Raw genomic sequence first — 23,907 nt, 5'->3', positions numbered from 1 at the left:
TTCAGTGGCCCGGTGTCAGCGGTCGGGCGTCCAGCGGTCGGGCGTTCAGCGGTCGCGCGGAGGCGGCCGCCACCTCAGCGGCCCACGCCGTAGACGCCGCGGCTCTGGTCACGGCTGACGACGCCGTCGTTGAGCTCGATCACGCGCCGCCGCATCGAGTCGACGATGTGGTAGTCGTGCGTGGCCATGACCACGGTGGTGCCGGTGCGGTTGATCCGCTCCAGCAGCAGCATGATGTCCTGGCTGGTCTCCGGGTCCAGGTTGCCGGTGGGCTCGTCGGCCAGCAGCACCAGCGGCCGGTTCACGAACGCCCGGGCGATCGCCACCCGCTGCTGCTCACCACCGGAGAGCTCACTGGGCAGCCGGTTCTCCTTGCCGTCCAAGCCGACCATCTCCAGCACCTCGGGCACGACCCGCTTGATGGTGCGCTGGGGCTTGTTGATCACCTCGAGGGCGAAGGCGACGTTCTCGGCGACCGTCTTGTTGCGCAGCAGCCGGAAGTCCTGGAAGACGCAGCCCATCGTGCGGCGGAGCTTGGGCACCTGCCACTTGCTCATCGTGTTCAGGTTCTTGTCGTTGACCGTGATGACGCCCTTGGTGGGGCTGTCCTCCTTCAGCAGCAGCCGCAGGAAGGTCGACTTGCCCGAACCCGACGAACCGATGAGGAAGACGAACTCACCCTTGTCGATGTGCATCGAGACGTCATCCAGCGCCGGCCGGGGACTGGTCGGGTACATCTTGGTGACGTGTTGCAATTCGATCACGGGGGGCCACGCTACCTGCCCCGCGCCGGACGATGACACGTTCGCCCGGCGCGCCCCGCGACGTTGTGTGCAGACGGTGAGCGAGAACAGCCCCTCCGGTGGGCCGTGGTCACCCAGCGTGCCCCCGGGCGGGGCCGGCTGTGGCCGGTCTCTCCCCCGGGCCGCTAGGCGAGCGGCGCCGACTCCTGCTGACGCCGCCAGCGGATCCCGGCCTCGATGAAGCCGTCGATGTCACCGTCGAGCACGTTGCCGGGGTTGCCGGTCTCGACCTCGGTGCGCAGGTCCTTGACCATCTGGTACGGGTGCAGCACGTAGGAGCGCATCTGGTTGCCCCAACTGCTGCCCTCGCCCTTGAGGGCGTCCATCTCGGCCCGCTCCTCGGCCTTCCGGACCACGAGCAACCGGGCCTGGAGCACGCGCAGCGCGGCGGCCCGGTTCTGGATCTGGGACTTCTCGTTCTGGCACGAGACGACGATGCCGGTGGGGATGTGGGTCATCCGGACGGCGGAGTCGGTGGTGTTCACGCTCTGCCCACCCGGGCCGGAGGAACGGAAGACGTCGACCCGGATCTCGTTCTCCGGGATGTCGACGTGGTCGGTCTGCTCGACGACCGGCAGCACCTCGACGCCGGCGAAGGAGGTCTGCCGGCGGCCCTGGTTGTCGAACGGCGAGATGCGCACCAGCCGGTGGGTGCCCTGCTCGACGGAGAGGGTGCCGTAGGCGTAGGGCTGCTTGACGGCGAAGGTGGCCGACTTGATCCCGGCCTCCTCGGCGTAGGAGACGTCGTAGACCTCGGTGGGGTACTTGTGCCGCTCGGCCCAGCGCAGGTACATCCGCATCAGCATCTCGGCGAAGTCGGCGGCGTCCACTCCCCCGGCCTCGGAGCGGATGGTGACCAGCGCCTCGCGGGAGTCGTACTCCCCGGACAGCAGCGTGCGCACCTCGAGCTCGTCGAGCACGGCGCGGATGCTGGTCAGCTCACGCTCGGTCTCGGCGGTGGTGGCCTCGTCGCCCTCCTCGGCCGCCATCTCGTGGAGCAGGCCGACGTCGTCGAGCCGGCTGCGCAGCTCCTCCACCCGGCGCAGGTCGCCCTGCAGGTAGGACAGCCGTGAGGTCACCGCCTGCGCCGCCTCGACGTCGTTCCAGAGGTCGGGTGCGGAGGCCTTCTGTTCGAGCTCGGCCACCTCCCGACGCAGGTCATCGACCCGCATCACGGCCTCGATGGACTTCAAGGTCGTGTCGAGTTCGTCCAGGACGACGGAGAAGTCAGCGGCCACGTCGATCCAGGGTAGTGCGCCGCGCCACCGGGTACCTCCGGCGGCATGAGCACGTCACCGTCGGACGACCGGCGCACCCCCGACGACCTGACCGAGTACGAACGCGACCAGTTCCCCCGCGGGATCCCCGAGTCCCAACCCAGGTACCCGGAAGGCGGCGCCGACACAGCCCGCAGTGCGCTGACCCTGCGGCTGGTGCTGGCGACCTTCGGTCTGGTGATCTGCGCGGTGTTCGCGGTGCTGGCGTTCCTCGCCGAGGTCCCACTGGTCTTCCCGATCGTGCTGGCCGTGCTGGCGGTGATCGCGCTGGTCGACCTGATGGTCGTGGCCCGCCGCAAACTGCGCGGCGAACCGGGCTGACCCCCGGCGCCCGCACCGGCCGCCGGGGGGTCAGGCGGACTGCAGGCGCGTGCGCCGGGCGCGCCGGGCGGCGCGCCGGATGGCCAGCCAGTCGGCCACCTCGGCGGCCGGCATGGGGCGGGCGATGTGGAAGCCCTGCGCGTGGGTGCAGCCCAGCTCGGTGACGAGCTCGAGCTGACCGGTGGTCTCCACCCCCTCGGCGAGGCTGCGCATGCCGCAGGCGGCGGCCAGCCCGACCACGGCGGCGATCGCCGCCGCGGACTCGCTCCGCCGCACCTCGATGCCGGCGACCAGGCTGCGGTCCAGCTTGAGGACGCCGGCCGGGATGGACACCAGCTGGCTCAGCGAGGAGAAGCCGCTGCCGAAGTCGTCGATGGACACCTCGACACCGGTGACGCGGAGCTGGGCGAACTGGGCCGCGGCCCGGAGCGGGTCCTCCGCGACGCTGGTCTCGGTGAGCTCCAGCACCAGGCGCTCGGGGGCGAGCCCGGCGGCGTCCAGCGCGTCGTGGACGTCGGCGACGAGGGTGCCGGTGGCGAAGTGCGCGGCGCTGATGTTGACCCCGGTGACCAGCGCGAGGCCGGCCCGTTCCCAGGCTGCGGCCTGCCGGGTCGCCTCGGCGAGCACCCACCGGGTGAGCTGGACGACGACCCCGGTCTGCTCGGCCAGCGGGATGAAGTCACACGGCATCAGCAGGCCCCGCTCGGGGTGCTGCCAGCGGACCAGCGCCTCCACCCCGGACACCTCGCCGCTGGGCAGGTGCAGCACCGGCTGGTAGTGCAGCACCAGCTGGCCGGCCTCGATCGCCTCCCGCAGCTCGGCGGCGACGAGCACCTTCTGCTCGACGGCGCTACGCAGGTCGGGGCTGAACACCCGCACCCGGTTGCGGCCGGCCGCCTTCGCCGCGTACATCGCCAGGTCCGCGTCCCGGACCAGGTCGGTGGAGCGCAGGTCCGGGTCGTCGCCGGGCGCGGTGGCCACGCCGATGCTCACGGTGAGCCGGGTGACCCGCTCACCGAGGTCGAACGGCTCGTCGAAGGTGCTCTGGAAGCGCTCGGCCAGCGCGAGGGCGCCGTCGACGTCGCAGTCACGGCACAGCACGACGAACTCGTCGCCGCCGAGGCGGCCGACGGTGTCCTGCGTCCGGGTGCGACTGGTCAGCCGGGTGGCCAGCTCACGCAGCAGGTGGTCGCCGATCTCGTGGCCGAGCGTGTCGTTGACGTCCTTGAAGCCGTCGACGTCCAGGAACAGCACGGTGACCGGGCCACGGTCGACGCGGCGCAGCTCGGCGGAGATCAGGTCGTGCAGGTGCGCCCGGTTGGGCAGGTCGGTGAGGTGGTCGTGCCGGGCCTGCCAGGACGACGCCCGCTCCGCCTCCACCCGCGAGGTCACGTCGGTGTGGGTGACCACCACCCGCCCGGAACGGTCGGCGCGGGAGGCCTGCAGGTGGTACCAGCGCACCCCGGTCACCGTGGCCAGCGCGTAGTCGGCCGACACCGTGGTCCGGCGCCCCGCCGAGAGCTCCCGCAGCTGGTCGATGCGCGCCCGGTTCGCCGCGTCGTCGGACAGGCTCAGCATCACCGCGAAGTAGTTGCCCCCCACGCCGACCCGCAGCCGGTCGTCGTCGAGCAGGTCGCCGGCGGCCTGCCAGGCGGAGTTGACCAGCAGCATCGTGCCGTCGGCGTCGATCAGCACCGTCGGCGAGGGCAGGGCGTCCAGCACGCCGGCGACCAGCCCGGCCTGTGCCTGCTCGCCGCCGTCCCGGTGCCGGACGTCCATCGGCAGCTGCGCTCCACTCCTCGCTCGCGGCACGTCCACCTCCTCCTCCGGTCTGTACCAGGGTCCGTCCGGGCATCTCCCGGGCCTCTTCTGTCTCCCTGAGACCATCGGCAACAGTGGACACAGCTGGACACCCGCCACGCCGGTCAGCCCGGAAAGAGTGAACACCGGCAGCTCAGGGCGGCGTGTCCCGGCCGCCCGATCACCGGGGGTGCCCGTGTCGGGCGGGTGTAGACCTGCAGGGGCCTCGGGTACGGCGACGCCATGAGCGACTCAACGACGATCGAGCTCGGTGGCGAGGAGTACCTGGTGCGGCGGGAGGGGGACGCCCTGACGCTGGGGCGCCAGGTCGGCGGGGAGACGACCTGGCTCGACGACCTCGACGTGCGCCAGCTCCCCGGCCCGGCCCAGGAGGCCCTCGACCGCGGCGACCACGACGACCAGACGCTGCAGACCGCACTGCTCGGCGTCGTCCAGGCCGAGGTCAACCGCGGCGGCTGATCTGCGGTTCTCTTGCGGATCTCTCCAGCCGGGCGTGCGGAACCCGCCGTTGGCTCGGGGGCATGGACATCGAGACCGCCTACGCCCTGCTCGCCGAACTCGAACTGCGCGAGGTCGAGGACCTGGGCAGCGACTGGTTCGAGGCCGATCTGCAGGAACAGCTGCCGCTCGCCTGATCACGTTGCGCTGCTGACCGGATCCGGGCTGCGATCTCGGCGGCCGAGGGGGACGCTGGTGTCCTGAGGGCCACCGTCGTCCCCCGGGCCAGGAGGCTGATCCGCATGTCCGTCCAGTACCGCTGCGACCGGTGCGCCGAGGTGGCTGACGCCCCCGCCGCCGTCGGCTGGGTGCAGGTGCAGCCGCTCGGCGCGCACCCGCTGCTGCCGGAGGAGCCCACCCACCTGTGCCGGCTGTGCTGGGCCCGCACCACGGCCGGCGAGCCGGTGCGGGTGGGCTCCGGCGGCGAGGAGTTGCCGCAGGTCAGCGAGCACGCCCAGAACCGCGACACCCTGCAGTGAGGCTGCCCGGTTGAGGCCGAGAGTCCCTCGACCAGGGACCTCCGACCCCGGGTGCTGCGCTGCGGCGCTCCCTAACGTCCGGATCGGGCGCTGACCACGGCGTCCAGGCCACCGGCCGGTCCGGCCGACGTCTCCGGGAGTCCGCATGAGCGTGTCCGTCGAGCAGCGCCGTACCCGTCCCGCTGCCGAGCAGCAGCCCACCCCCACCCCGGCCCCCACGGAGAAGCCCGGGTTGGGCGACCGCAACTGGGTGCTGTGCGTCGGCGTCCTCGTCGCCACCGTCCTGGTCTTCGCCGCGATGATCGCGATCACCGCACTGGCCGGCGGGGACGGCTTCCCGAGCTGAGTCGGCACGGCCGGTTCACCCCTGGGTGGCGAGCGCATCGGCCGGCGGGACGCGCAGCGCGGCCCGGGTCGGCACCTCGATGGCCAGGAACGCGATGCCGGTGACGACCAGCGCCGTCACCGGCAGCAGCCAGCCGGGCCCGGACGGCCAGGGCCGGTCGAGGAAGCCCAGGCCGAGCACCGCCAGGGGCAGCACGGAGACCAGCACCCCGGCCGCGACCGCTGCACCGGAGACCAGTGCCGCCTCGCGCCGCATCATCGCGCGCACCTGACGCGGCGTGGTCCCGGTCAGCCGCAGGGCGGCGATCTCCCCGCGCCGCTGGGCAGTGGCCGCGACCAGGGCGTTGGCGATGCCCAGCAGGAGGTAGCCCAGCAGCACGCCGATGACCGCCAGGTTGATCCACACCTCCGGCGGGGCGGCCGGGCGGTCGCCGGCGACCCCGCCGTCGGACACGGTCACGCCGGGCCGGTCGGTCAGGTGCGCCAGCGCCCGGTCGGTCGCCGGGTCGCCGTCGGTGCGCACCAGCAGGCTGTCGGCCAGCCCGCCGGTGGTGTGCCCCGCGGCCAGGTCGGCGGAGAGGACGACGGAGCCGAAGCCCAGTTCCCGGTCGTAGACGGCGACCACCCGGGCCTCGACCTCGGCGCCGTCCCCGAGGGTGAGCTGCACCTGGTCGCCGATCCCGACGTCCCGGGCGGCGGCGGCGTCGCTGCCGACGGCCACGGTGGCGCCGGTCAGGTCGGCCAGGTCGCCGTCCCGCACGTCGAGGTCGAGCACGCCGGCCCCGGCCGGGGGCAGCACCAGCGCCGGCCCGCCGGACAGCTCTTCCTCCCCCAGCACGCGCATCGGCCAGAGCACGGCCGTGGAGCTGACCGGCGCGACCGCCTCCACCCCGGGGACGGCCTGCACCGCGCCGAGGAGCCCGGCGGGGATGCCGCCCAGGGCGGGGGCGGTGACCGTCGCATCGGCGACGGTGCCCGCCCGGGTCTCCTCCGCCGTCGCGTCGATCACAGTGGTCTGGGCGAACGTGTAGGTGAGCGCGACGACGACCGCCATCGCCAGCGTGGTGACCGCACCCGCCGAGCGCAGCGCGTAGCCGTGCAGGTTGGCCACCGCCAGCCAGGCGGGCGCCGAGGTGCCGGCCGGCAGCCGGCGGGCGAGGCCGCCGGTGACCCGGCGGAGCAGGAGCGGACCGGCCAGCGCGAGGCCGATGGCGGCGACGATGCCGGCCAGCGAGGTGGACGCCGCCCCGATCGGCGACTGCACCAGCAGCGGCGGCACCGAGAGCGGCACGGCAGCGGCGATGAGCAGCAGCCCGGTGCGGTGCCGGCCGGGTGACGGGGTGCGCGGGCCGGTCCGGGAGTCGGCGAGCAGCTGGGTCACCGGCTCGCGGCTGGTGCGCCAGGCGGCGCAGCGGGCGGCGACCTGGACGACGAGGAGCAGCAGCGCCGCAGCGGCCAGCGCCGGCAGCGGGCCGACGGCCAGCGGCAGCGCGTCGGGGAGCACCCCGACGTGCACCAGCAGCCGACGGAACTGCCCGGCCAGCAGGTAGCCGAGGGCGATGCCCGGGACGAGCGCGACCGCCGCGACCACGCTCGCCTGACCGGCGACCAGCCGGCGCAGCTGCCGCGGGGTGGTGCCGACCGCGCGGAGCAGGGCCAGCTCGCGGCGCTGACCGCCGATCGACACGGCCAGCGCCCCGGCGACGACGAACCCGACGATCAGCAACGGCACGCCCATCAGGGAGGACGCGAGCACGACCAGCAGCGACCGGGCCGCGGCCGCCTCGGGGAGGGCGACGTCGCCGCGGGCGTCGCCGGTGCTGACGATCGTGCCGGCGGGCAGCAGCGGGCGGACGGCGTCGGCGACCGCCTCGACGTCCCCGGTCACCTGGAGGCCGATGAGGTCGACGGTGTCGGTCTGCCCGGCCAGCTGCGCCGCCCGGTCGTCCGCGACGAGCACACCCGTACCGGCCGGGACCACGGCGGTGAGCCGGGCGTCGACGGCGCGGCCTGCCAGCACGACCCGCACGGGATCGCCGGGGGCCACGCCGGCCGCGGCCGCGATCGCCGAGTCGAGGGCGACCTCCTGCGGGCCGGTCGGCGGGGTGCCGGTGACCTCGGGGTCGTCGAGCAGGCCGACCGACGACCAGCCGTGCCCGGCGGTCGTCGGATCGGCGGCCGCGACGACGTCCCCGTCGGTGTCGAGGACGGCGGCCGGGAAGCCGACGTCGGCGACGGCGGCCGCCACCCCGGGCAGCTCCCCCAGCTCGTCGGCCAGCGCGGCGGGCACGCTCCCTCGCTCGGGCAGGGCGACGGCGAGGTCGGCGCTGGGCTGCACCGTCTGGTCGGCGGAGACGACCACCTCCGCGCCGGCCAGCCGGTCGACGGGCAGGTGCGAGCGCAGGCCGGACTCGGCGAGCACGCCGGTGCCGGTGACGATGGCCGCCCCGCCGAGCACCGCGACGAGGACGGCGAGGGAGGCGGTGAGCCGGGTGCGGGCCAGCCGCAGGGCGAGTGCGAGCACGGCTCAGCCCTCGCGCAGCGCGACGAGGCGCCCGGCCAGGTCGGCGGCGGCCGGGTGCACGAGGGTGTCGACGACCCGGCCGTCGGCCATCACCAGCGCGCGGTCGGCGCGGGCGGCGGCGGCCGGGTCGTGGGTGACCAGCACGACGGTCTGCCCCAGGTCGTCGACCAGGGCGCGGAGCAGGCCGAGCACCTCGGCGGCGCTGTGCAGGTCCAGGGCGCCGGTGGGTTCGTCGGCGAAGACGACGGCGGGCCGGGCGACCAGGGCGCGGGCGATCGCGGCCCGCTGCTGCTGGCCGCCGGAGAGCTCGGTCGGCCGGTGGTCCAGCCGGTCGCCCAGGCCCACCCGGTCGACCAGGTACTGCACCCACTCCCGGTCCAGCGGCTTGCCGGCCAGCCGCAGCGGCAGGGTGATGTTCTCCCCCACGGTGAGCGCGGGCAGCAGGTTGTAGGCCTGGAAGACGAAGCCGATCCGGTCGCGGCGCAGCTCGGTGCGACGGGTCTCGTCCAGCCCGCCGATCCCGGTGCCGTCGAGGAGGACCTCGCCGCTGGTCGGGGTGTCCAGCCCGGCGGCGACCTGCAGCAGGGTGCTCTTGCCCGAGCCGGAGGGGCCCATGACGGCGAGGAAGCTGCCGCGGGGCACCTCGACCGTGACGTCGTCCAGGGCGCGGACGCCGTTGGGGTGGGTCTTGGTCACGTGGGTGAGCGCGACGGCGGCGGTGGCCGTCGGCGCGAGGGCGGTGCTCATCGGTTGCGCACGTGCAGGCTGATCAGCGTGATGGCGCTGACGGCGGTCAGCAGGCCGAAGCCGATGCTGACCGCGAGCGGGACGGCGCTGAACGAGGTGACGCTGTTCCCGGCGATGCTCAGCACCAGGACCACCCACAGCAGCGTGCGCAGCGGCCGGTCCGGGGTGCTGCGGGCCGGCTCGGGTGCGGGACGGAGGTCGACGGGCTGTGCGGTGGGCTCCAGGCGGTACGGATCGGGCACGGGGGGCTCCTCGGTCGGGTTGGTGTCCCTCCCGATGCTGGTCGGGGCGGACCGCGTCTCCGATCCCCTGACCTGGCCTCTTGCGGTGCAGCAGGCTGTACCCGCGGCCGGCTCGGCACGTGTGTGACGAGCCATCGCACGATCAACGTCCCATCGCAGTCAGATCGTCATGTTCGTCCGGCAGGCTGCTGCCCATGACGGCGACCATCTCCACGATCGGCACCGACCGCACCGCCACCCACGTGGCCTCCACGGCGCACGACCCGCGCAGCAGCGACCAGGTCACCCATGCCGTCGCCCGCCCGGTCGTCGACGGCCTGGACCAGTCGGTGTGCGGCGTCCTGGTCTCCGCCGTCGCCGCCCAGGACTGGCTCACCTTCCCGGGCACCGACCGCTGCCCCGAGTGCACCCGCATCGCCGGCTGAGCACATCCCCCCGCGCCCGGTGAGAGCACCTCCTGGGCCAGGCTGCGCCGCGCGACCCCCCTGCTCTCCGGACGGATCTGCCCGGCCACATCGCGCCGACGTCGGCCAGGTGAGGGAGCAGCGCAAGGACCGCGCGTCACCACCTGTTCGCGGGACGCAACAGGGCGCGAACTGGCCGAACCCGGCATCGCGCTGGTCCCGCTGAGATGCACCCGCCGCCACAGCCGGCAACCTCGCAGGCGAGGCGTGGCCGACGTTCACGCGTTGTCACGACCCAAGGGTGAGCGACCAGTAGTGACTTCACTTCTGTGGGGTTGGCTCGGTGGACCTGGTGGTGTCAATCGACGACCCGCCAGGAGTCACTAAGCCGCACATCCCCTGAATCGCAGCTCAGTCCAGGGACGCGTCCAACGAGTGGACTCGTGCATGTCACCACGAAGACTATCGGTCGATAAGAATGCTGTTTGCCGTTCTTGTCGACGTAGGCGACATGAGCCACATAAGTGTTGCGGGTACCAGGCGGCTGCTCGACCTCGTTGACCACCACGCCGCTCCAGTCGGACCACCAGTCAGCAAAGCCGGTGATGGGCTGACGGTCCTGCTGCTCAACGGTCAGTCGGGCGCTCCAGGCCCTTTCGACAGTTTCCGGGTTCGTGACCTCCCGGTAATAGCTGTTGATGAACTCTTCAGCTGCGGGCCTGTCGACACTGCTTCCTGTCCACAGGGGGGCCAGGACTCCCCCGACCACGGCACCGCCGACTGCGATGAGCGCTGGCGCGATCCCGTGCTTCAGCAGTCCGGCCACACCCTTGCCGATTGCTCCCAGAATGATCACCCAACGACCTCCGGTCAGGAGACACGAGGCTGAGTAGCCGCAGCGCATGGCCCTGCGGTGAAGCGGGATCGTTCCTGTAGATCCGCCAGTGTGAGGCTCCTGCCTGGTCACCGGAAGTGGTTTCCCTCCGCCCAGTCGAACGCCTGGGCCACGTCCAGTCGGGGCTCACGTGTTCGGGGACTTCGCTTTGATCACCGGGGAGATCAGTGCACCTCGTGCAGGCCACCGTCGGTCAGGTGCAGCCAGCGGGTGATGCCGAGCTCGGCGAGGAACCGCTCGTCGTGGCTCACCACCACGAAGCCACCCCGGTAGGCGGTGAGCGCCGCGACGAGCTGGGCGACGCTGACCAGGTCGAGGTTGTTCGTCGGCTCGTCGAGCAGCAGCAGCTGCGGTGCCGGCTCGGCGTGCAGCACGCAGGCCAACGTCGCCCGCAGCCGTTCACCGCCGGAGAGCGCCCGCACCGGCAGGTGCACCCGGCTGCCGCGGAACATGTAGCGGGCCAGCAGGGTCATCCGCTCCGCCGTCGGCATCGCGGGTGCCGCATCGGCCAGCGCCTCGGCGACGGTGCGGTCGAGGTCGAGCAGGTCCAGCCGCTGGGAGAGGTGGGCGACCCGGCCGTCGGCCCGCCGGATCTCCCCCGCGTCAGGGTGCAGGTCGCCGGTCATCAGCCGCAGCAGTGACGACTTCCCGGCGCCGTTCGCCCCGGTCAGCGCGATCCGCTCCGGCCCGCGGACGGTGAGGTCGACGCCGTCCTCGGCGAACAGCGTCCGCTCCCCCAGCCGCAGCTGCAGTCCCTCGCCGGCGAACACGGTGCGCCCGGCCGGCACCGCGGTGGCGGGCAGTTCCAGCACGATCGCCTGGTCGTCCCGCAGCGCGCGCTCGGCCTCCTCCAGCCGGGTGCGGGCACCGTCGAGCCGGGCGGCGTGCACGTCGTCGGCCTTGCCCGCCGACTCCTGGGCGGTCCGCTTCATCTTGCCGATCAGGATCTTGGGCAGCCCGGCGTCCTTGACGGTGCGGGCGGCGTTGCCGGACTTCTTCTGCGCCCGCTCCCGAGCCAGCTGCCGCTCCCGCTTCTCCCGTTTGACCTGCTGCTCGGCGGTGCGGACGTCGCGCTCCACCGCCTCCTGCTCGGCGCGGACGGCGGCCTCCCAGTCGGTGAAGCCCCCGCCGTAGGTGCGCAACTCGCCCCGGTCGAGCTCGGCGATGCGGTCCATCCGGTCGAGCAGCGCCCGGTCGTGGCTGACCACCAGCAGGCAGCCGGGGAAGTCGTCGAGCGCCGCGTACAGGGTGCGGCGCGCGTCGCCGTCCAGGTCGTTGGTCGGCTCGTCGAGCAGCAGGACGTCGGGGCGCGTGAGCAGCTGTGCGGCCAGGCCGAGCGTGACGACCTGTCCCCCGCTGAGCGTGTCGAGCCGGCGGTCGAGGGTGACGTAACGCAGGCCCAGCCGGTCGAGCTGGGCGCGGGTGCGGTCCTCGACGTCCCAGTCGGTGTCGATGGCGGCGAAGTGCTCGTCGGCCGGGTCGCCGGACTCGATGGCGGCCAGTGCGGCGAGCACTGGCGCGACGCCGAGCACCTCGGCGACGGTGAGATCACCGGCCAGCGGCAGCGACTGGGGCAGGTACCCGAGGACGCCGTCGACGGTGGCAGTGCCTGCGGCGGGCCGGAGCTCGCCGGCGATGAGCTTCAGCAGGGTGCTCTTGCCCGCGCCGTTGGGCGCGATCAGGCCGGTGTGGCCAGGGCCGACGGTGAAGGAGAGGTCGGCGAAGACGGGGGTGCCGTCGGGCCAGGTGAAGGACACGGCGGAGCAGACGACGGAGGCATCGGGCACGGCGGGACCTCTGCGGGGATGCGGGCGCCCGTGGCAGCCCGGCGGTGGACGAGGACGACGGAGGCTCCGGCGGCTGCTCGCCTGCCGGGCACATCCCGGGGTTCACCCGGAGATGTCGCCGCTGCCACCCATGTCGCTGCTCCCTGCTCGCCTGTCCGGTCGCGGCGGACCGTACGCGCGGCGCAGGGCACCACGCGACCGATTTCCCGACGACCGGCGTTGTGCGCTGGTCGTCGGTTCGTCGAGCGCGGACCGACGACGAGCGCACATCGGGGGACGCTGGCTGCGGTGGGCCCGGGGCTGGACCGCCGACGAGTACGCGGCCCTCCTGGACGGGTACGGTTTCACGGCGTCAGCCCGGCACGTGGACGTGGGCTCCCCCGCCAACCCCGCGGACATCGAGCAGATCCTCGCGGACGACCGCACCCTCGGCATCACGTACTTCGGCTCCGGCACCACCGCGGGCGCCCCGTGGATCGGAGAGCTCGCGACCGAGGCCGACTGGATCGCCTACGCCGGTCTCGACCCGGTCGACGTCATCGAGGCGTACGGCAAGCGGATCAAGCTGTTCCACGTCGAGGACCTCAACCCGCTAGTTCGTCGTCGAGCACGACCCGCGCTTCGGCGACCCGACGTTCGACCCCTTCGAGGCCGCGCAGGCGGGCCTCGACTCCCTCACCTCCGTGACGTACTGAGGTAGCAGCACCTCGCCAAGGGGCGGTCCCGGTTCGCCGGGGCCGCCCTCGCGCGTGTCCGCGGGGTTGTGCGCCGATCGTCGGTTCACCGGGTCGGGACCGACGATGGGCGCACAACGGCGGAGCGGTCAGCCGTCGACGTAGCGGTCGCGTTCGACGAGGAACTGGCCGGTGGCGGTGTTGGCGTCGATGAACTCCGGTAGCAGCGGGATCCGCACCGTCACCGTCACGCACACCGAGAACTCCTCCCCCGGCACCAGCGACGGCGCATAGCCGCCCGCCGCCTCGCACCCGGCGCCGGCCGGCGCATACGCCAGGACGACGTCCGTCGCCTCCACCGACTGGTCGGCCACCGCGACCGCCACCGCCGCCTCCGCCCGCGCCTGCCCGGTCGACACGTCCGGCGCGGTGGCAATCGCCCGCCCCGCCTCCCGGGCCGCAGCGTTGGCCGCGAACACCCCGCGCTGCACCGCCGAGAACCCGGCCACGATGTAGACCAGCGGCAGGAACACCACCAGCGCGATGAACACGAACTCCACGATCGCCGACCCCTGCTCGGAGCCGCCGACACCCAGCCGCGCACGGATCCAGTTCACGGCGTCTCCGCCACCGAACGCCCCGTCGCCGACAGCGGCAGCAGGTCCCCCAGCGGCGCGAACAGGCTCGGCACCGCCCCGACGCACCGGACGACGACCAGCGTCAGCCCGCTCTCGTCGACCTCCTGCACCGACTCGCACGCCAACCCGGCCGCCGTCCCCGTCGAGGTCGCCTGACCGACGATCTCCAACGTCCGGGCCGCCCCGGCCTCGGCGGGCACGTCGGCGTTGGCCGCGTACCGGGCACCCTGCTGCGCGCTGGCCACCACCACGTTGCGCAGGTGCACGTAGACCGCCACCTGCAGCACCGCCAGCAGCAGCGCCACGACCAGCACGCCGACCAGCACGAAGTCGACGACCGCGCTCCCCCGCTCGCCATCGTCCCGAGTCAGCTGTTCATGGCGCACTCGTCACGGACTCCAGCGCGTTCGACACCGCCTCCACGATCGCCGCGCGGAACGGCACGAGGATCGCCAGCACCAGCGCAGCGGTCATCACCGTGATCATCACCCAGCCCGGGACGTCGCCCCGCTCGGGATCGTCCTCCCGCAGCCGGGCCGCCAGCACAGCCAGCGCGGTCAACAGGAACGCGTAGGCACGCATCCGTGGTCCTCTCTGTCGGTCACCGGCGTCACTGCGCCAGCGAGACGATGCTGATCAGCCCCGGGTACAGGGCGAACAGGACGGTGACGGGCAGCACCAGGAACACGACCGGGACCATCATCGCGATCTCCTTGCGCCCGCCTGCTTCGAGCAGCCGTCGCTTGCCGGCCTCCCGCACGTCGGCGGCCTGGGCCCGCAGCACCTCGGCCAGCGGGGTGCCGCGCTCGATGGCCACGATCAGGCCGTCGACGAAACGGGCCAGCGGGTCGAGTGAGGTGCGGTCGGCCAGCTGCTGCAGCGCGTCGACCAGCGGCACCCCGGCGCGGGCGCGGGCCAGCGTGGCGCCCAGCTCCCGGGCCAGCTCACCGCCGGAGAGCCGGGTGACCCGGGCGATCGCCGCGGTCGGGCTCTCCCCTGCCGTCACGGCCAGCGCCAGCAGCTCGGCGACCACCGGGAACTCGGCCAGCAGCAGCTCCTCGCGCCGCTGCACCTGCTGGGTCAGCCACCAATCCCGGCCGAGCACCCCGCCGACCAGGCCGGCCACGCACAAGAGCACGACCGACAGCAGGTTCACCGTCCCCGCCAGCGCCGACCCCACGACCGAGAGGACGGCGGCGCCCAGCAGCCCGAGCCCACCCCACACGACCTGCTCGATCCGGAAGTCCTCGACCGTCATGTCGGAGTTCAGCGCATCCAGCCGCCGCCGCACCGCCACCCGCCCACCGAGCAGCCGGTCGACGTGTCGCGCGCCGTCGGCCAGCACCGGGCCGAACACCCGCCGGGCGGCGCTGAGCACCCCCGGCTGGGTGGCGGTGCCCAGCAGCCGGGACGGCGCCGGGCTGTCGTGCACGTAGGGCGCGAGCCGGTCGACCAGGCGCACCTGCCGGAACGGCGGCGCGAAGCTCACCGCCAGCAGCACGCCGGTGGCCGCGACCAGACCGAGCAGCATGCCCGTCAGTCCGGCGCTCACGACGACACCGCGCCGCTCCGCGGCCCGTTCGCTCCGCTCCTCGCTCGCTGGCGCTCGCTGCGATGCTCACTCACTGGAGCACCCGCACGTCCTCGGGCAACCGCCCGATCTTCAGCATCAGCCGGTAGGCGAGCAGGCACACCCCGCCGCCGATGAGCAGCAGCGCCGTCCCGAGCGGGCTGTCGTAGGCGGTGAGGGTCTGCTGCTGCGTGGCGAGCAGGAGCAGCACCACCCACGGCGCGGCCACGGCCAGCCGGGCGGCCTGGATGACCCACCCCTGCCGGGTCTCCAGCTCCGCGCGGGCCCGGGCGTCCTCGCGGAGGAACGCGGCCAGCGTGCGCAACACCCGGCCGAGGTCGCTGCCGCCCACCTCGCGCGCCACCCGCAGCGTCTCGACGATCCGGTCGCCCACCGGGTCGGCAAGGTCGTCCTTCAACCGGTCGAGGGCGTCGCTGAACCGGCCGCTGGAGCGGTGATCGACGGCGAAGCGGGCGAAGGAGCCGCGCAGCACCTCCGGGCCCCGGACGGCGAGCGCCGACAGCGCCTCGGGCAGCGAGAGCCCGGCCCGCACCGCCGACGCCAGGTTGTCCACGACCTCCGGCCACACCTCGCGCAGGTCGGCCCGGCGCTTGGCGGCCAGCCGACGCACCAGCAGGTACGGCACCGCCGAGCCGAAGACACCGAACGCCAGGCTGATCGTCACCGTCTGCGTGGTCAGCAGCACCAGCAGGAGACAGGCGATGCCCAGGGCGACCTGGAGCGCGAGCAGCTGGGCGGAGTTGATCCCGGTCAGCCCGGCGGCGGCCAGCAGCTGCTGACGCCGTCCCGGCCGGGAGGTGCCCGCCCGCCGTACCGGCGCCCGAGCGCCGCTGCGCCAGATCAGCAGCAGGCCGACGCCGAGAGCCAGCCCGAGCAGGCCGCCGGGCACGCTCACGCAGTCCGCCGTTCGGCCGGGTCACCCAGCAGTGCGGCCAGGTCGAAGCCGTGGGCGGCGTAGCGGTCGGCGTGCGGCGGGTAGCCGTCGGCGCGCACCAGCCGGCCGTCACGGGTGGTGAAGACGTCGGCGGTCTCGACGACGCTGCCCTCGGTGCGGCCGGGCAGCGCCACGACCTCGCGCAGCCGCCGCGCACCGCTGGGCTCGGTGCCCACGTGCACGACGAGGTCGACGCTGGAGGCCACGGTCGGGACGACGAAGGCGTGCCCGATGTTCTCCCCGGCCAGCAGCGGCAGGGTGCACATCTTGACCACGGCCTCGCGGGCGCTGTTGGCGTGCAGCGTGCACATGCCGGGCAGTCCGCTGTTCAACGCGATCAACAGGTCCAGGCACTCCTCCTGGCGCACCTCCCCGACGACCAGCCGGGAGGGCCGCATCCGCAGCGCTTCCTTCACCAGCCGGCGCAGCGGGATCTCCCCGGCGCCCTCGAGGTTGGCCTGCCGGGTCTGCATCGCGACGACGTCGGGCAGCGGCACCCGGAGCTCGAAGACCTCTTCGCAGGTGACCACCCGCTCGCGGGCCGGCACGGCCGCGCACAGGCAGTTGAGCATCGTGGTCTTGCCAGCCTGCGTGCCGCCGGAGACCAGGATGTTGAGCCCGGCGGCGACCGAGGCCTCCAGGAAGCGGGCCACCTGCGAGGTCAGCGTGCCCAGCGCCACCAGCTCGTCGAGCGAGTGCGCCTGCAGCACGAACTTCCTGATGTTGACCGCCATGTGCCGGCGCGTGACGTCCGGGATCACCACATGGAGCCGGGACCCGTCGGGCAGCATCGCGTCGACGAAGGGGGTGGACATGTCGATCCGCCGACCGGAGCTGCGCAGCATCCGCTCGACCAGGTCCGCCAGCTGCCCGGCCCCCAGGATCGTCGTCGTCAGCTCACTGCGCCCACGGCGGGCGACGAACACCCGGCCCGGCTCGTTGACCCAGATCTCCTCGACCTCGGGGTCGTCCAGCCACCGCTGCAGCGGCCCGTAGCCGGCCACCCGGTCCAGCACGTCCCGGACGACGCCCTCCGGGTCACCGACCGGCGGCAGCGTGGAGGACAGCGAACGCTCGGAGTAGTCGGCGACCACGTCCCGCACCAGCATCCGCACCGGCCCGGGATCGCCGAACGGGTCGAGCCCCCGGCGCCGGATCAGCTCCCGGACCTCGCCGTCGACGAGATCGACGGCAGAGCTCGCCACCGGCACGACACCCCCGTTGAGCAGCCACTTGGTCAGATGAGTGCCGTGACTGTAAGGGGACGATCCGGTCTCGCGGGACGCCCTGTGGACAAGGAGTGACCGCTCACCCGGCTGGTTCACCCGGTCAGGGGACACGCCGACTGCGAGGCGCCCCGGCCGCGCACAACGAGGTCCCGGCGCGGAACCGGACACGATCGGAGCGGGCGCGCGTCATAGTGGGACATGACCTGGGCAACCCGCGTCGCGACCGCCGGACTCTCCGCCCTCGCCGGGGTCGCCGTCCGCGACCTGCTGCAACGCGAGCACACCCTGCTGCGCAACTTCCCGGTGCTCGGCCGGGCCCGATACCTGCTGGAGTCCATCGGACCGGAGATGCGGCAGTACCTGGTGGCCGGCAACAACGAGGAGCGGCCGTTCACCCGCGACCAGCGGCGCTGGGTGTACGCCTCGGCGAAGAAGCAGAACAACTACTTCGGCTTCGGCACCGACAACGACCTCGAGTTCACCGCCGGCTACCCGGTCATCAACCACCGCACCTTCGGCCACGCCGTCCCGGCCACCACCGCGCAGGCCGGCCAGGAGACGCCGCTGCCCAGCGCCAAGGTGCTCGGCGCCGCCCGCGGCCGGGCGCACGCGTTCCGACCGCAGTCGGTCGTGAACATCTCCGCGATGAGCTTCGGGTCGCTGTCCGGCCAGGCGGTCGAGGCGCTCAACCGCGGCGCCGCGCTGGCCGGCTGTCTGCACAACAGCGGCGAAGGCGGGGTGTCCCCGCACCACCGGCACGGCGGTGAGCTGGTGTTCCAGCTCGGGACGGCGTACTTCGGCTGCCGCGACGAGCACGGCCGCTTCGACCTGGCCCGGCTCACGGACCTGGTCGCCTCCGCCCCCGTCCGCGCCCTGGAGATCAAGCTCAGCCAGGGTGCCAAGCCCGGCCTCGGCGGCGTGCTTCCCGCAGCCAAGGTCTCCGCCGAGATCGCCGCCACCCGCGGGGTCCCGGAGGGCCTCGACTGCATCAGCCCGTCCCGGCACGCCGAGTTCTCCGACACCGACAGCCTGCTCGACTGGGTCGAGCTGCTGGCCGCCGAGACCGGGCTGCCGGTCGGCATCAAGTCCGCCGTCGGGGACATGGGGTTCTGGCACGAGCTCACCGAGCTGATGGCGACCACCGGACGGGGCGTGGACTTCGTGACCATCGACGGCGGCGAGGGCGGTACCGGCGCCGCGCCGCTGATCTTCACCGACTCGGTCTCGCTGCCCTTCCAGCTGGGCTTCGCCCGGGTCTACTCCACCTTCGCCCGGGCCGGGCTGCACGAGCAGGTCACCTTCATCGGCGGCGGCAAGCTCGGCCTGCCCGACAACGCGATCATCGCCTTCGCACTCGGCTGCGACCTGGTCAACGTCGCCCGCGAGGCGATGCTGGCGATCGGCTGCATCCAGGCGCAGAAGTGCCACACCGACACCTGCCCCACCGGTGTCGCCACCCAGAACGCCTGGCTCGCGCACGGCCTGGACCCCGCCCTGAAGGCGGTGCGGGCGGCCACCTACATCCAGACGCTCCGGCGCGACCTGCTCAAGGTCGCGGAGGCCTGCGGCGTGGAGCACCCCGGGCTCATCGACACCTCAGCGGTGGAGATCCTCACCGGCCGGACCGCCTCACGCCCGCTCGCCGAGGTCTACGAGTACGAGCCGGCCTGGGGCCTCCCCTCGGCGGTCGACCGCCGACAGATCGTCCAGCTGATGACCGGCGAGGCACCGCACGGCGGCAGCGCCCCACCGTCACCCACCGCGGTCGACGACGCCTCGCCGAGCTGACCTCGGAGCAGCGGGTCGGCGCCTCGTTCCAGTGCCTGTAACGAGACCCGGTCCGTCCCATGAGCGGAATGAGGTGTGATCAGGCGCGGGTGGCGCCGTGTGGCCCCTCCTGCTGCGCGGACGCCTCCCCGCGCACCAGGTCGCCCTGCCGCGCGGTCTCGGCGTGGGGTACGTCCTGCCCCACCGCGAGGTCGCGTCGGTCGTCGCCCTCCTCGTGGGGCAAGCCGTCGGACTGAGTCAGCCCCGGGGCGAGCTTCTCTGCCTTCGCCTTGAGCTCCGCGGCCCTCGACCGTTCCTGCTGGGCGTGGACCGTGCGCTCGTGCGCTTCCTCCTCCGCCAGCGTGGTGCGCTCCTCGACCTCGGCCCGTTCCCGCCGGGCCCGGGCGGCCTGCTCATCGGCGAGGGCCTGCTCCTCGTCCGCGCGCGCGGACAGCACCTCCGCCTCCCGCAGGTGCTCGAGGGCCTGCTCGCGCCTGCGCTCCTTGCTCGCCCCGCCGCGCTTGGTGATCGCCACCGCGACGAGCGCCAGCACGATCAGCACGGCGATGACGATGACGACGATCAGCCAGATGTCCACGGGATCCTCCTCGGGTGGTGGCCCACAGATGCCCTGCGTCGATCACTGGGAAACCCGGCCGACGGCGGCGTGACCAGCGCCGGAGCACCGAGCGAGGCGAATGTCCAGTTGCCGCAGCCGGAGTGGTTACAGCGACTGCACCGAGCCCACGGGCGGGTCGGGCGGGTTCCGGTCGACCGGGGGGTTGTCGGCGGACCTCTGAGCCGCCAGGGTGTGAGACCCGTCAGGGACCACCCTGCGTGACCGGTCCCGACCCGGATCTCCCCGAGGGAGGCACCGTGTCCGCCGACGTCATCGGACTCAGCCTGCTCGTGCTGGGCGTCCTGCTCCTGGTCGCCAAGCTCATCCGGATCCGGTCGCGGATCGCGCAGAAGCTCTTCCTCCCCAGCTCGATCATCGGCGGTTTCCTGGCGCTGCTGATCGGCCCGGAGGTGGTCGGGTCGATCGCCGAGGCGATCGGCGGGCCGGACGCCCCGCTGACCGGCGGGCTGTGGCCGGAGGAGTTCCTCGACGTCTGGGCGTCGCTGCCCGGCCTGCTCATCTCGGTGGTCTTCGCGACGTTGTTCCTCGGCGAGCGCATCCCGAAGGTGAAGGAGGCCGCCGAGCTGGCCGGCCCGCAGCTGGCGCTCGGCGTCACCATGGCGTCCGGCCAGTACGTGGTCGGGCTGCTGCTCGCCGTCCTCCTGCTGGTGCCCTTCCTCGACCAGGACCCGATGGTCGGCGCGCTGATCGAGGTCGGCTTCGAGGGCGGGCACGGCACCGCCGCGGGGCTGGGCGACACCTTCGCCGAGCTCGGCTTCCCCGAGGGGCAGGACCTGGCGCTCGGGCTGGCCACGGTCGGCGTCGTCGCCGGCGTCGTCGTCGGCATCGCGCTGATCAACTGGGGGGTGCACACCGGCCGCGCCGAGGTGCTGGAGAGCGACGCCAAGACCTCGCTGGCCGAGCAGCGCGGGCTGTACGAGCGGGAGGAGCAGAAGCCGGCCGCGATGCTGACGGTGCGCACCGCCTCGGTCGAGCCGCTCGCGATCCACTTCGCCGTCGTCGCCGTGGCGATCCTGCTCGGGCTCGCCCTCCTGGAGGCGCTGCAGGCGCTGGAGCGGCTGCTGTGGGCCGACACCGTCGAGCTCTTCGAGTACGTGCCGCTGTTCCCGCTGGCCATGATCGGCGGCGTCGCGGTGCAGAAGCTGGTCGACCGGTTCGACCGCACCGGCATCGTCGACCGGCAGATGATGCTGCGGATCCAGGGCATCGCGCTGGACCTGCTGATCATCAGCGCGCTGGCCACGCTGTCCATCCAGGCGATCGCCAACAACTGGGTGACGTTCCTGCTCCTGGCCGTCGCCGGGCTCGCCTGGAACGTCGGGGTCTTCGTCTTCCTGGCCCGCCGGATGATCCCGCGGTTCTGGTTCGAACGCGGCATCGGCGACCTCGGGCAGTCCCTCGGCGTCACGGCCACCGGGCTGATCCTGATCCGGGTCGCCGACCCCAACGCCGCGACCCCGGCGATGGAGGCGTTCGGCTACAAACAGCTGGCCTTCGAGCCCTTCTTCGGCGGCGGCCTGGTCACCGCGGCGTCGCTGCCACTGATCGCCCAGTTCGGCGCGGTGCCGCTGCTCGTCTTCATGGCCGTGCTGCTCGTCGTGTCGCTGGGGATCGGCATCTTCTACTTCGGCCGTCGCTCCCCGGCCGAGGAGGAGGCCCGGGTCGCGGACACCTGATCAGCCGCGCGGCAGGACGGCGTCGATCAGGTGCGGCCCGGGCTCGGCCAGCGCGGCGCGGAACTGCTCGGCCAGCTCCTCGGCGGTGGTGGCCCGGGTGGCCGGCACGCCCATCCCGGTGGCCAGCGCGACGAAGTCCAGCGCCGGCCCGCCCAGGTCCAGCAGCTTCCCGGCGCGTTCTCCCCCGCCGGCCGCCCCGACGCTCTCCAGCTCGCTGGCCAGGATCGCGTAGGCGCTGTTGTCGCAGATGACCGTGGTGACGTCGAGCTCCTCGCGGGCCTGGGTCCACAGCGCCTGGATCGTGTACATCGCGCTGCCATCGGCCTGCAGCGAGACCACCGGCCGGTCCGGGCAGGCCACCGCGGCGCCGGTGGCCACCGGCATCCCCTGCCCGATCGCCCCGCCGGTGAGGGTCAGCCAGTCGTGCGCCGGCGCCCCGACGGTCGCCATGGGGAGGAAGTAGCCGCTGGTCAGCGCCTCGTCGACGACGATCGCCCGCTCGGGCAGCAACGCGCCGACCACCTCGGCCAGGGCCTTGATGTCCAGCTCCCCGGTGGGCAGGTCCGGACGGCGGGCCTCGGCCAGCTCCGGGACGGCGTCCGGTGCAGTCGACTCAGCCAGGGCCTGCAGCGCCGCGACGGCGTCCTCCCCCGGCTCGGCGAGCACGTGCACCGTGCAGCCCTCGGGCAGCAGCCGGCCGTCCATGCCGGGGTAGCCGAAGAACGCCACCGGCTCAGCGGCCCCGACCAGCACCAGGTGCTGCACGCCGGCCAGCTGCTTGCGGGCGCCCTCGGGCGGATAGGGCAGCTTGAGCACGTCGGGCAGCCCGGCCCCGCGCTGCATCCGCGCGGGGGACCGCTGGGACAGCAGCCGGGTACCGGTGCCCGCGGCGACCTGGGCAGCGGCCCGCAGCCCGGGCTCGAGCACCGCGTCGCCGCCGAGGAAGAGCACCGTCGAACCGCCGAGCACGCCGGCCACCTCCGCCACCACGGAGGCCGGCACCTGCGGGGTCGGGCGCCGGGCCGGGACGGCGGCCACCGCGGCGCCGTCGCTCCAGGAGACGTCGGCCGGCAGCACCAGGCTGGCCACCTGACCGCGGGTCGCCGCGGCGATCGCGTCGGCGGTGTCCGCACCGACCTCGCTGGTGGCCAGCGACCGGCGCACCCACCCGGACACCGTGCCGGCCAGCGCGTCGATGTCGGACTCCAGCGGCGCATCCAGCCGCTTGTGGGTCAGCGCGTGGTCGCCGATGACGTTGACCAGCGGCGTCCGTGCCCGGCGGGCGTTGTGCAGGTTGGCGATCCCGTTGCCCAGCCCCGGCCCCAGGTGCAGCAGCGTGGCCGCCGGCGACCCGGTCATCCGCGCGTACCCGTCGGCGGCGCCGGTGGCGACCCCCTCGAACAGGGTGAGCACGGCACGCATCTCCGGGACGTCGTCCAGGGCCGCGACGAAGTGCATCTCCGAGGTGCCGGGGTTGGCGAAGCAGACGTCCACCCCGCCGTCGACCAGGGTGCGGATGACTGCCTGCGCGCCGTTCACGGGACCTCCCGACCAGGGCCGCGCACCGGCGGGCGACCTCCCCGGGCAGCCTCGCACGAGGGCTCCCGCCAGGCGATCCGACTGCGGCAGGATCGCCGGCATGGCCGCTGACCTGGTCCCGGAGGTGCGCGCCGCGCTGCGGGCGGCAGCCGACCCCGAGCGGGGCCGCGGCATGCAGGCCTACCTGAAGACGGAGGAGCCCTGCCTCGGGGTGCGGCTGCCCGACGTCCGCCGGATCGTCCGGGCCGCCGCGGCCGCGCACCCACCGGACGTCGAACGGGCCGCCGGTGCGCTGTGGCGGGAGGCGACCGTGCGGGAGGAGCGCCACGCCGCCATCGCGCTGACCGGGCTGCCCGTCGCCCGCGATGCCCTGGAGCTGCTGCCGCTGTACGAGGAGATGATCACCACCGGCGCGTGGTGGGACCTGGTCGACGGGGTCCAGCCTCGGGTCCGCGACCTGCTGCTCGCCCACCCCGCGCAACTGCGACCGGTGCTGCAGAGCTGGGCGCGGGACCCGGACCGGTGGCTGCGGCGCAGCGCGGTGATCGCCCAGCTCGGCGCCAAGGAGCGCACCGACACCGCGCTGCTGGCCGAGGTGATCGAGGTCAACGCCGCCGACCCGGAGTTCTTCGTCCGCAAGGCGATCGGCTGGGCGCTGCGCGAGCACACCAAGACCGACCCCGACTGGGTGCGCCGGTTCCTGGCCGAGCACGAGCTCAGCCCGCTCTCCCGGCGGGAGGCGGCCAAGCACCTGGGCTGATCAGCCGGCCGACCCGCAGCAGTCACACTCCCCGGCGCACTCCCCCGACGACCGCCAGGACCTCACCGACCGCCAGGACAGCACCGACCGCCGGGACTCCGCCGACAGCACCGACCCGATCGACAGCCAGGACGCCGCCGACCCGATCGACGTGCTCGACCCGATGCTGAACAGCGAGCAGGACGAGCCGATGCTGCCGATCGACAGCACCGAGCCGACGCTGCCGATGGACAGCACCGACCCGGTGGAGCCGATCGACAGCACCGAGCCCTTCGACCAGAGCGAGCCCCACGAGCGCCTGCGTCTCATGCGGGCC

26 protein-coding genes are annotated in these 23,907 nt (G+C 73.4%); 9 read left to right on the top strand and 17 right to left on the bottom strand.

The annotated features are described in order from the left end of the window. Positions 1–74 precede the first annotated feature (74 nt). Positions 75–764, bottom strand: a complete 690-nt coding sequence (gene ftsE, locus O2V63_RS03355) for a cell division ATP-binding protein FtsE (protein ID WP_269166146.1) — start codon at positions 762–764, stop codon at positions 75–77. A 164-nt stretch (positions 765–928) separates the two neighbouring features. After that, complete coding sequence (gene prfB, locus O2V63_RS03350) at positions 929–2,041, bottom strand: peptide chain release factor 2 (RefSeq protein WP_269166145.1); 1,113 nt, start codon at positions 2,039–2,041, stop codon at positions 929–931. A gap of 45 nt (positions 2,042–2,086) precedes the next feature. Here prfB and O2V63_RS03345 point away from each other — a divergent pair, with 45 nt between their 5' ends. Further along, complete coding sequence (locus O2V63_RS03345; protein ID WP_269166144.1) at positions 2,087–2,401, top strand: DUF6343 family protein; 315 nt, start codon at positions 2,087–2,089, stop codon at positions 2,399–2,401. Between the two features lie 30 nt (positions 2,402–2,431). Here the strand turns inward: O2V63_RS03345 and O2V63_RS03340 are convergent, their stop codons facing one another. Continuing rightward, the gene (locus O2V63_RS03340) at positions 2,432–4,180 is read right to left on the bottom strand and encodes a putative bifunctional diguanylate cyclase/phosphodiesterase (RefSeq protein ID WP_269166143.1); all 1,749 of its coding nucleotides are present in this window, start codon (positions 4,178–4,180) and stop codon (positions 2,432–2,434) included. Positions 4,181–4,444: 264 nt separating this feature from the next. On the opposite strand from O2V63_RS03340, the gene O2V63_RS03335 reads away from it, so the two are divergent. The 3 genes from O2V63_RS03335 (at position 4,445) to O2V63_RS03325 (ending at position 5,545) form a co-directional block, all read left to right on the top strand. Further along, positions 4,445–4,681, top strand: a complete 237-nt coding sequence (locus tag O2V63_RS03335; protein ID WP_036337631.1) for a hypothetical protein — start codon at positions 4,445–4,447, stop codon at positions 4,679–4,681. Between the two features lie 281 nt (positions 4,682–4,962). Then, complete coding sequence (locus O2V63_RS03330) at positions 4,963–5,199, top strand: hypothetical protein (RefSeq protein ID WP_269166142.1); 237 nt, start codon at positions 4,963–4,965, stop codon at positions 5,197–5,199. 145 nt (positions 5,200–5,344) lie between these two features. After that, entirely contained in the window at positions 5,345–5,545 is a 201-nt protein-coding gene (locus tag O2V63_RS03325) for a hypothetical protein (RefSeq protein WP_269166141.1), read from the top strand. 15 nt (positions 5,546–5,560) lie between these two features. On the opposite strand, the gene O2V63_RS03320 is transcribed toward O2V63_RS03325, so the two are convergent. From O2V63_RS03320 to O2V63_RS03310, 3 genes are read right to left on the bottom strand one after another with little or no spacing between them, the layout of a single operon-like run. Next, complete coding sequence (locus tag O2V63_RS03320) at positions 5,561–8,068, bottom strand: FtsX-like permease family protein (RefSeq protein WP_269166140.1); 2,508 nt, start codon at positions 8,066–8,068, stop codon at positions 5,561–5,563. A gap of 3 nt (positions 8,069–8,071) precedes the next feature. After that, complete coding sequence (locus tag O2V63_RS03315; protein ID WP_269166139.1) at positions 8,072–8,815, bottom strand: ABC transporter ATP-binding protein; 744 nt, start codon at positions 8,813–8,815, stop codon at positions 8,072–8,074. Continuing rightward, a complete protein-coding gene (locus O2V63_RS03310) occupies positions 8,812–9,057 on the bottom strand; it encodes a hypothetical protein (protein ID WP_036337619.1) in 246 nt (81 codons plus the stop codon). The genes O2V63_RS03315 and O2V63_RS03310 overlap by 4 nt, the downstream gene beginning before the upstream one ends. Before the next feature lie 194 nt (positions 9,058–9,251). Here O2V63_RS03310 and O2V63_RS03305 point away from each other — a divergent pair, with 194 nt between their 5' ends. Continuing rightward, the gene (locus tag O2V63_RS03305) at positions 9,252–9,482 is read left to right on the top strand and encodes a hypothetical protein (RefSeq protein ID WP_269166138.1); all 231 of its coding nucleotides are present in this window, start codon (positions 9,252–9,254) and stop codon (positions 9,480–9,482) included. A gap of 337 nt (positions 9,483–9,819) precedes the next feature. Here the strand turns inward: O2V63_RS03305 and O2V63_RS03300 are convergent, their stop codons facing one another. Beyond that, positions 9,820–10,317, bottom strand: a complete 498-nt coding sequence (locus tag O2V63_RS03300; RefSeq protein WP_269166137.1) for a hypothetical protein — start codon at positions 10,315–10,317, stop codon at positions 9,820–9,822. 203 nt (positions 10,318–10,520) lie between these two features. Then, on the bottom strand, positions 10,521–12,143 hold the full coding sequence (locus O2V63_RS03295; RefSeq protein ID WP_269166136.1) for an ABC-F family ATP-binding cassette domain-containing protein: 1,623 nt from the start codon (positions 12,141–12,143) through the stop codon (positions 10,521–10,523). A 364-nt stretch (positions 12,144–12,507) separates the two neighbouring features. Here O2V63_RS03295 and O2V63_RS03290 point away from each other — a divergent pair, with 364 nt between their 5' ends. Beyond that, complete coding sequence (locus O2V63_RS03290) at positions 12,508–12,843, top strand: hypothetical protein (protein ID WP_269166135.1); 336 nt, start codon at positions 12,508–12,510, stop codon at positions 12,841–12,843. A gap of 123 nt (positions 12,844–12,966) precedes the next feature. Here O2V63_RS03290 and O2V63_RS03285 read toward each other — a convergent pair whose 3' ends face one another. From O2V63_RS03285 to O2V63_RS03260, 6 genes are all read right to left on the bottom strand, one after another. Beyond that, complete coding sequence (locus O2V63_RS03285; RefSeq protein WP_269166134.1) at positions 12,967–13,434, bottom strand: hypothetical protein; 468 nt, start codon at positions 13,432–13,434, stop codon at positions 12,967–12,969. Further along, positions 13,431–13,841: a TadE/TadG family type IV pilus assembly protein gene (locus O2V63_RS03280; protein ID WP_269166133.1), complete on the bottom strand. Its 411-nt coding sequence runs from the start codon at positions 13,839–13,841 to the stop codon at positions 13,431–13,433. The genes O2V63_RS03285 and O2V63_RS03280 overlap by 4 nt, the downstream gene beginning before the upstream one ends. Beyond that, positions 13,831–14,037: a hypothetical protein gene (locus O2V63_RS03275; RefSeq protein WP_269166132.1), complete on the bottom strand. Its 207-nt coding sequence runs from the start codon at positions 14,035–14,037 to the stop codon at positions 13,831–13,833. Before O2V63_RS03275 ends, O2V63_RS03280 begins: the two co-directional genes overlap by 11 nt. A gap of 28 nt (positions 14,038–14,065) precedes the next feature. Beyond that, entirely contained in the window at positions 14,066–15,007 is a 942-nt protein-coding gene (locus O2V63_RS03270) for a type II secretion system F family protein (RefSeq protein WP_269166131.1), read from the bottom strand. A 70-nt stretch (positions 15,008–15,077) separates the two neighbouring features. Further along, positions 15,078–15,941, bottom strand: a complete 864-nt coding sequence (locus O2V63_RS03265; RefSeq protein WP_269166130.1) for a type II secretion system F family protein — start codon at positions 15,939–15,941, stop codon at positions 15,078–15,080. After that, a complete protein-coding gene (locus O2V63_RS03260; RefSeq protein ID WP_241175785.1) occupies positions 15,938–17,185 on the bottom strand; it encodes a CpaF family protein in 1,248 nt (415 codons plus the stop codon). The genes O2V63_RS03265 and O2V63_RS03260 overlap by 4 nt, the downstream gene beginning before the upstream one ends. 222 nt (positions 17,186–17,407) lie before the next feature. Here O2V63_RS03260 and O2V63_RS03255 point away from each other — a divergent pair, with 222 nt between their 5' ends. After that, positions 17,408–18,997, top strand: coding sequence for an FMN-binding glutamate synthase family protein (locus O2V63_RS03255; RefSeq protein WP_269166129.1), 1,590 nt, complete (start codon positions 17,408–17,410; stop codon positions 18,995–18,997). A 79-nt stretch (positions 18,998–19,076) separates the two neighbouring features. Here the strand turns inward: O2V63_RS03255 and O2V63_RS03250 are convergent, their stop codons facing one another. Beyond that, the gene (locus O2V63_RS03250; protein WP_269166128.1) at positions 19,077–19,574 is read right to left on the bottom strand and encodes a hypothetical protein; all 498 of its coding nucleotides are present in this window, start codon (positions 19,572–19,574) and stop codon (positions 19,077–19,079) included. Positions 19,575–19,852: 278 nt separating this feature from the next. Here O2V63_RS03250 and O2V63_RS03245 point away from each other — a divergent pair, with 278 nt between their 5' ends. Further along, on the top strand, positions 19,853–21,292 hold the full coding sequence (locus tag O2V63_RS03245; RefSeq protein WP_269166127.1) for a sodium/glutamate symporter: 1,440 nt from the start codon (positions 19,853–19,855) through the stop codon (positions 21,290–21,292). On the opposite strand, the gene O2V63_RS03240 is transcribed toward O2V63_RS03245, so the two are convergent. After that, positions 21,293–22,831, bottom strand: a complete 1,539-nt coding sequence (locus O2V63_RS03240) for an acetolactate synthase large subunit (RefSeq protein ID WP_269166126.1) — start codon at positions 22,829–22,831, stop codon at positions 21,293–21,295. Between the two features lie 100 nt (positions 22,832–22,931). On the opposite strand from O2V63_RS03240, the gene O2V63_RS03235 reads away from it, so the two are divergent. Beyond that, positions 22,932–23,591: a DNA alkylation repair protein gene (locus O2V63_RS03235; RefSeq protein WP_269166125.1), complete on the top strand. Its 660-nt coding sequence runs from the start codon at positions 22,932–22,934 to the stop codon at positions 23,589–23,591. Here O2V63_RS03235 and O2V63_RS03230 read toward each other — a convergent pair whose 3' ends face one another. Next, complete coding sequence (locus O2V63_RS03230; protein WP_269166124.1) at positions 23,592–23,900, bottom strand: hypothetical protein; 309 nt, start codon at positions 23,898–23,900, stop codon at positions 23,592–23,594. Between the last annotated feature and the right edge of the window lie 7 nt (positions 23,901–23,907).

It is taken from the genome of Modestobacter sp. VKM Ac-2977, assembly GCF_026968045.1.
GTDB lineage: Bacteria > Actinomycetota > Actinomycetes > Mycobacteriales > Geodermatophilaceae > Modestobacter.
Note: the sequence above shows the minus strand (reverse complement) of the source record. Positions and strands in the feature narration are given on the sequence as shown.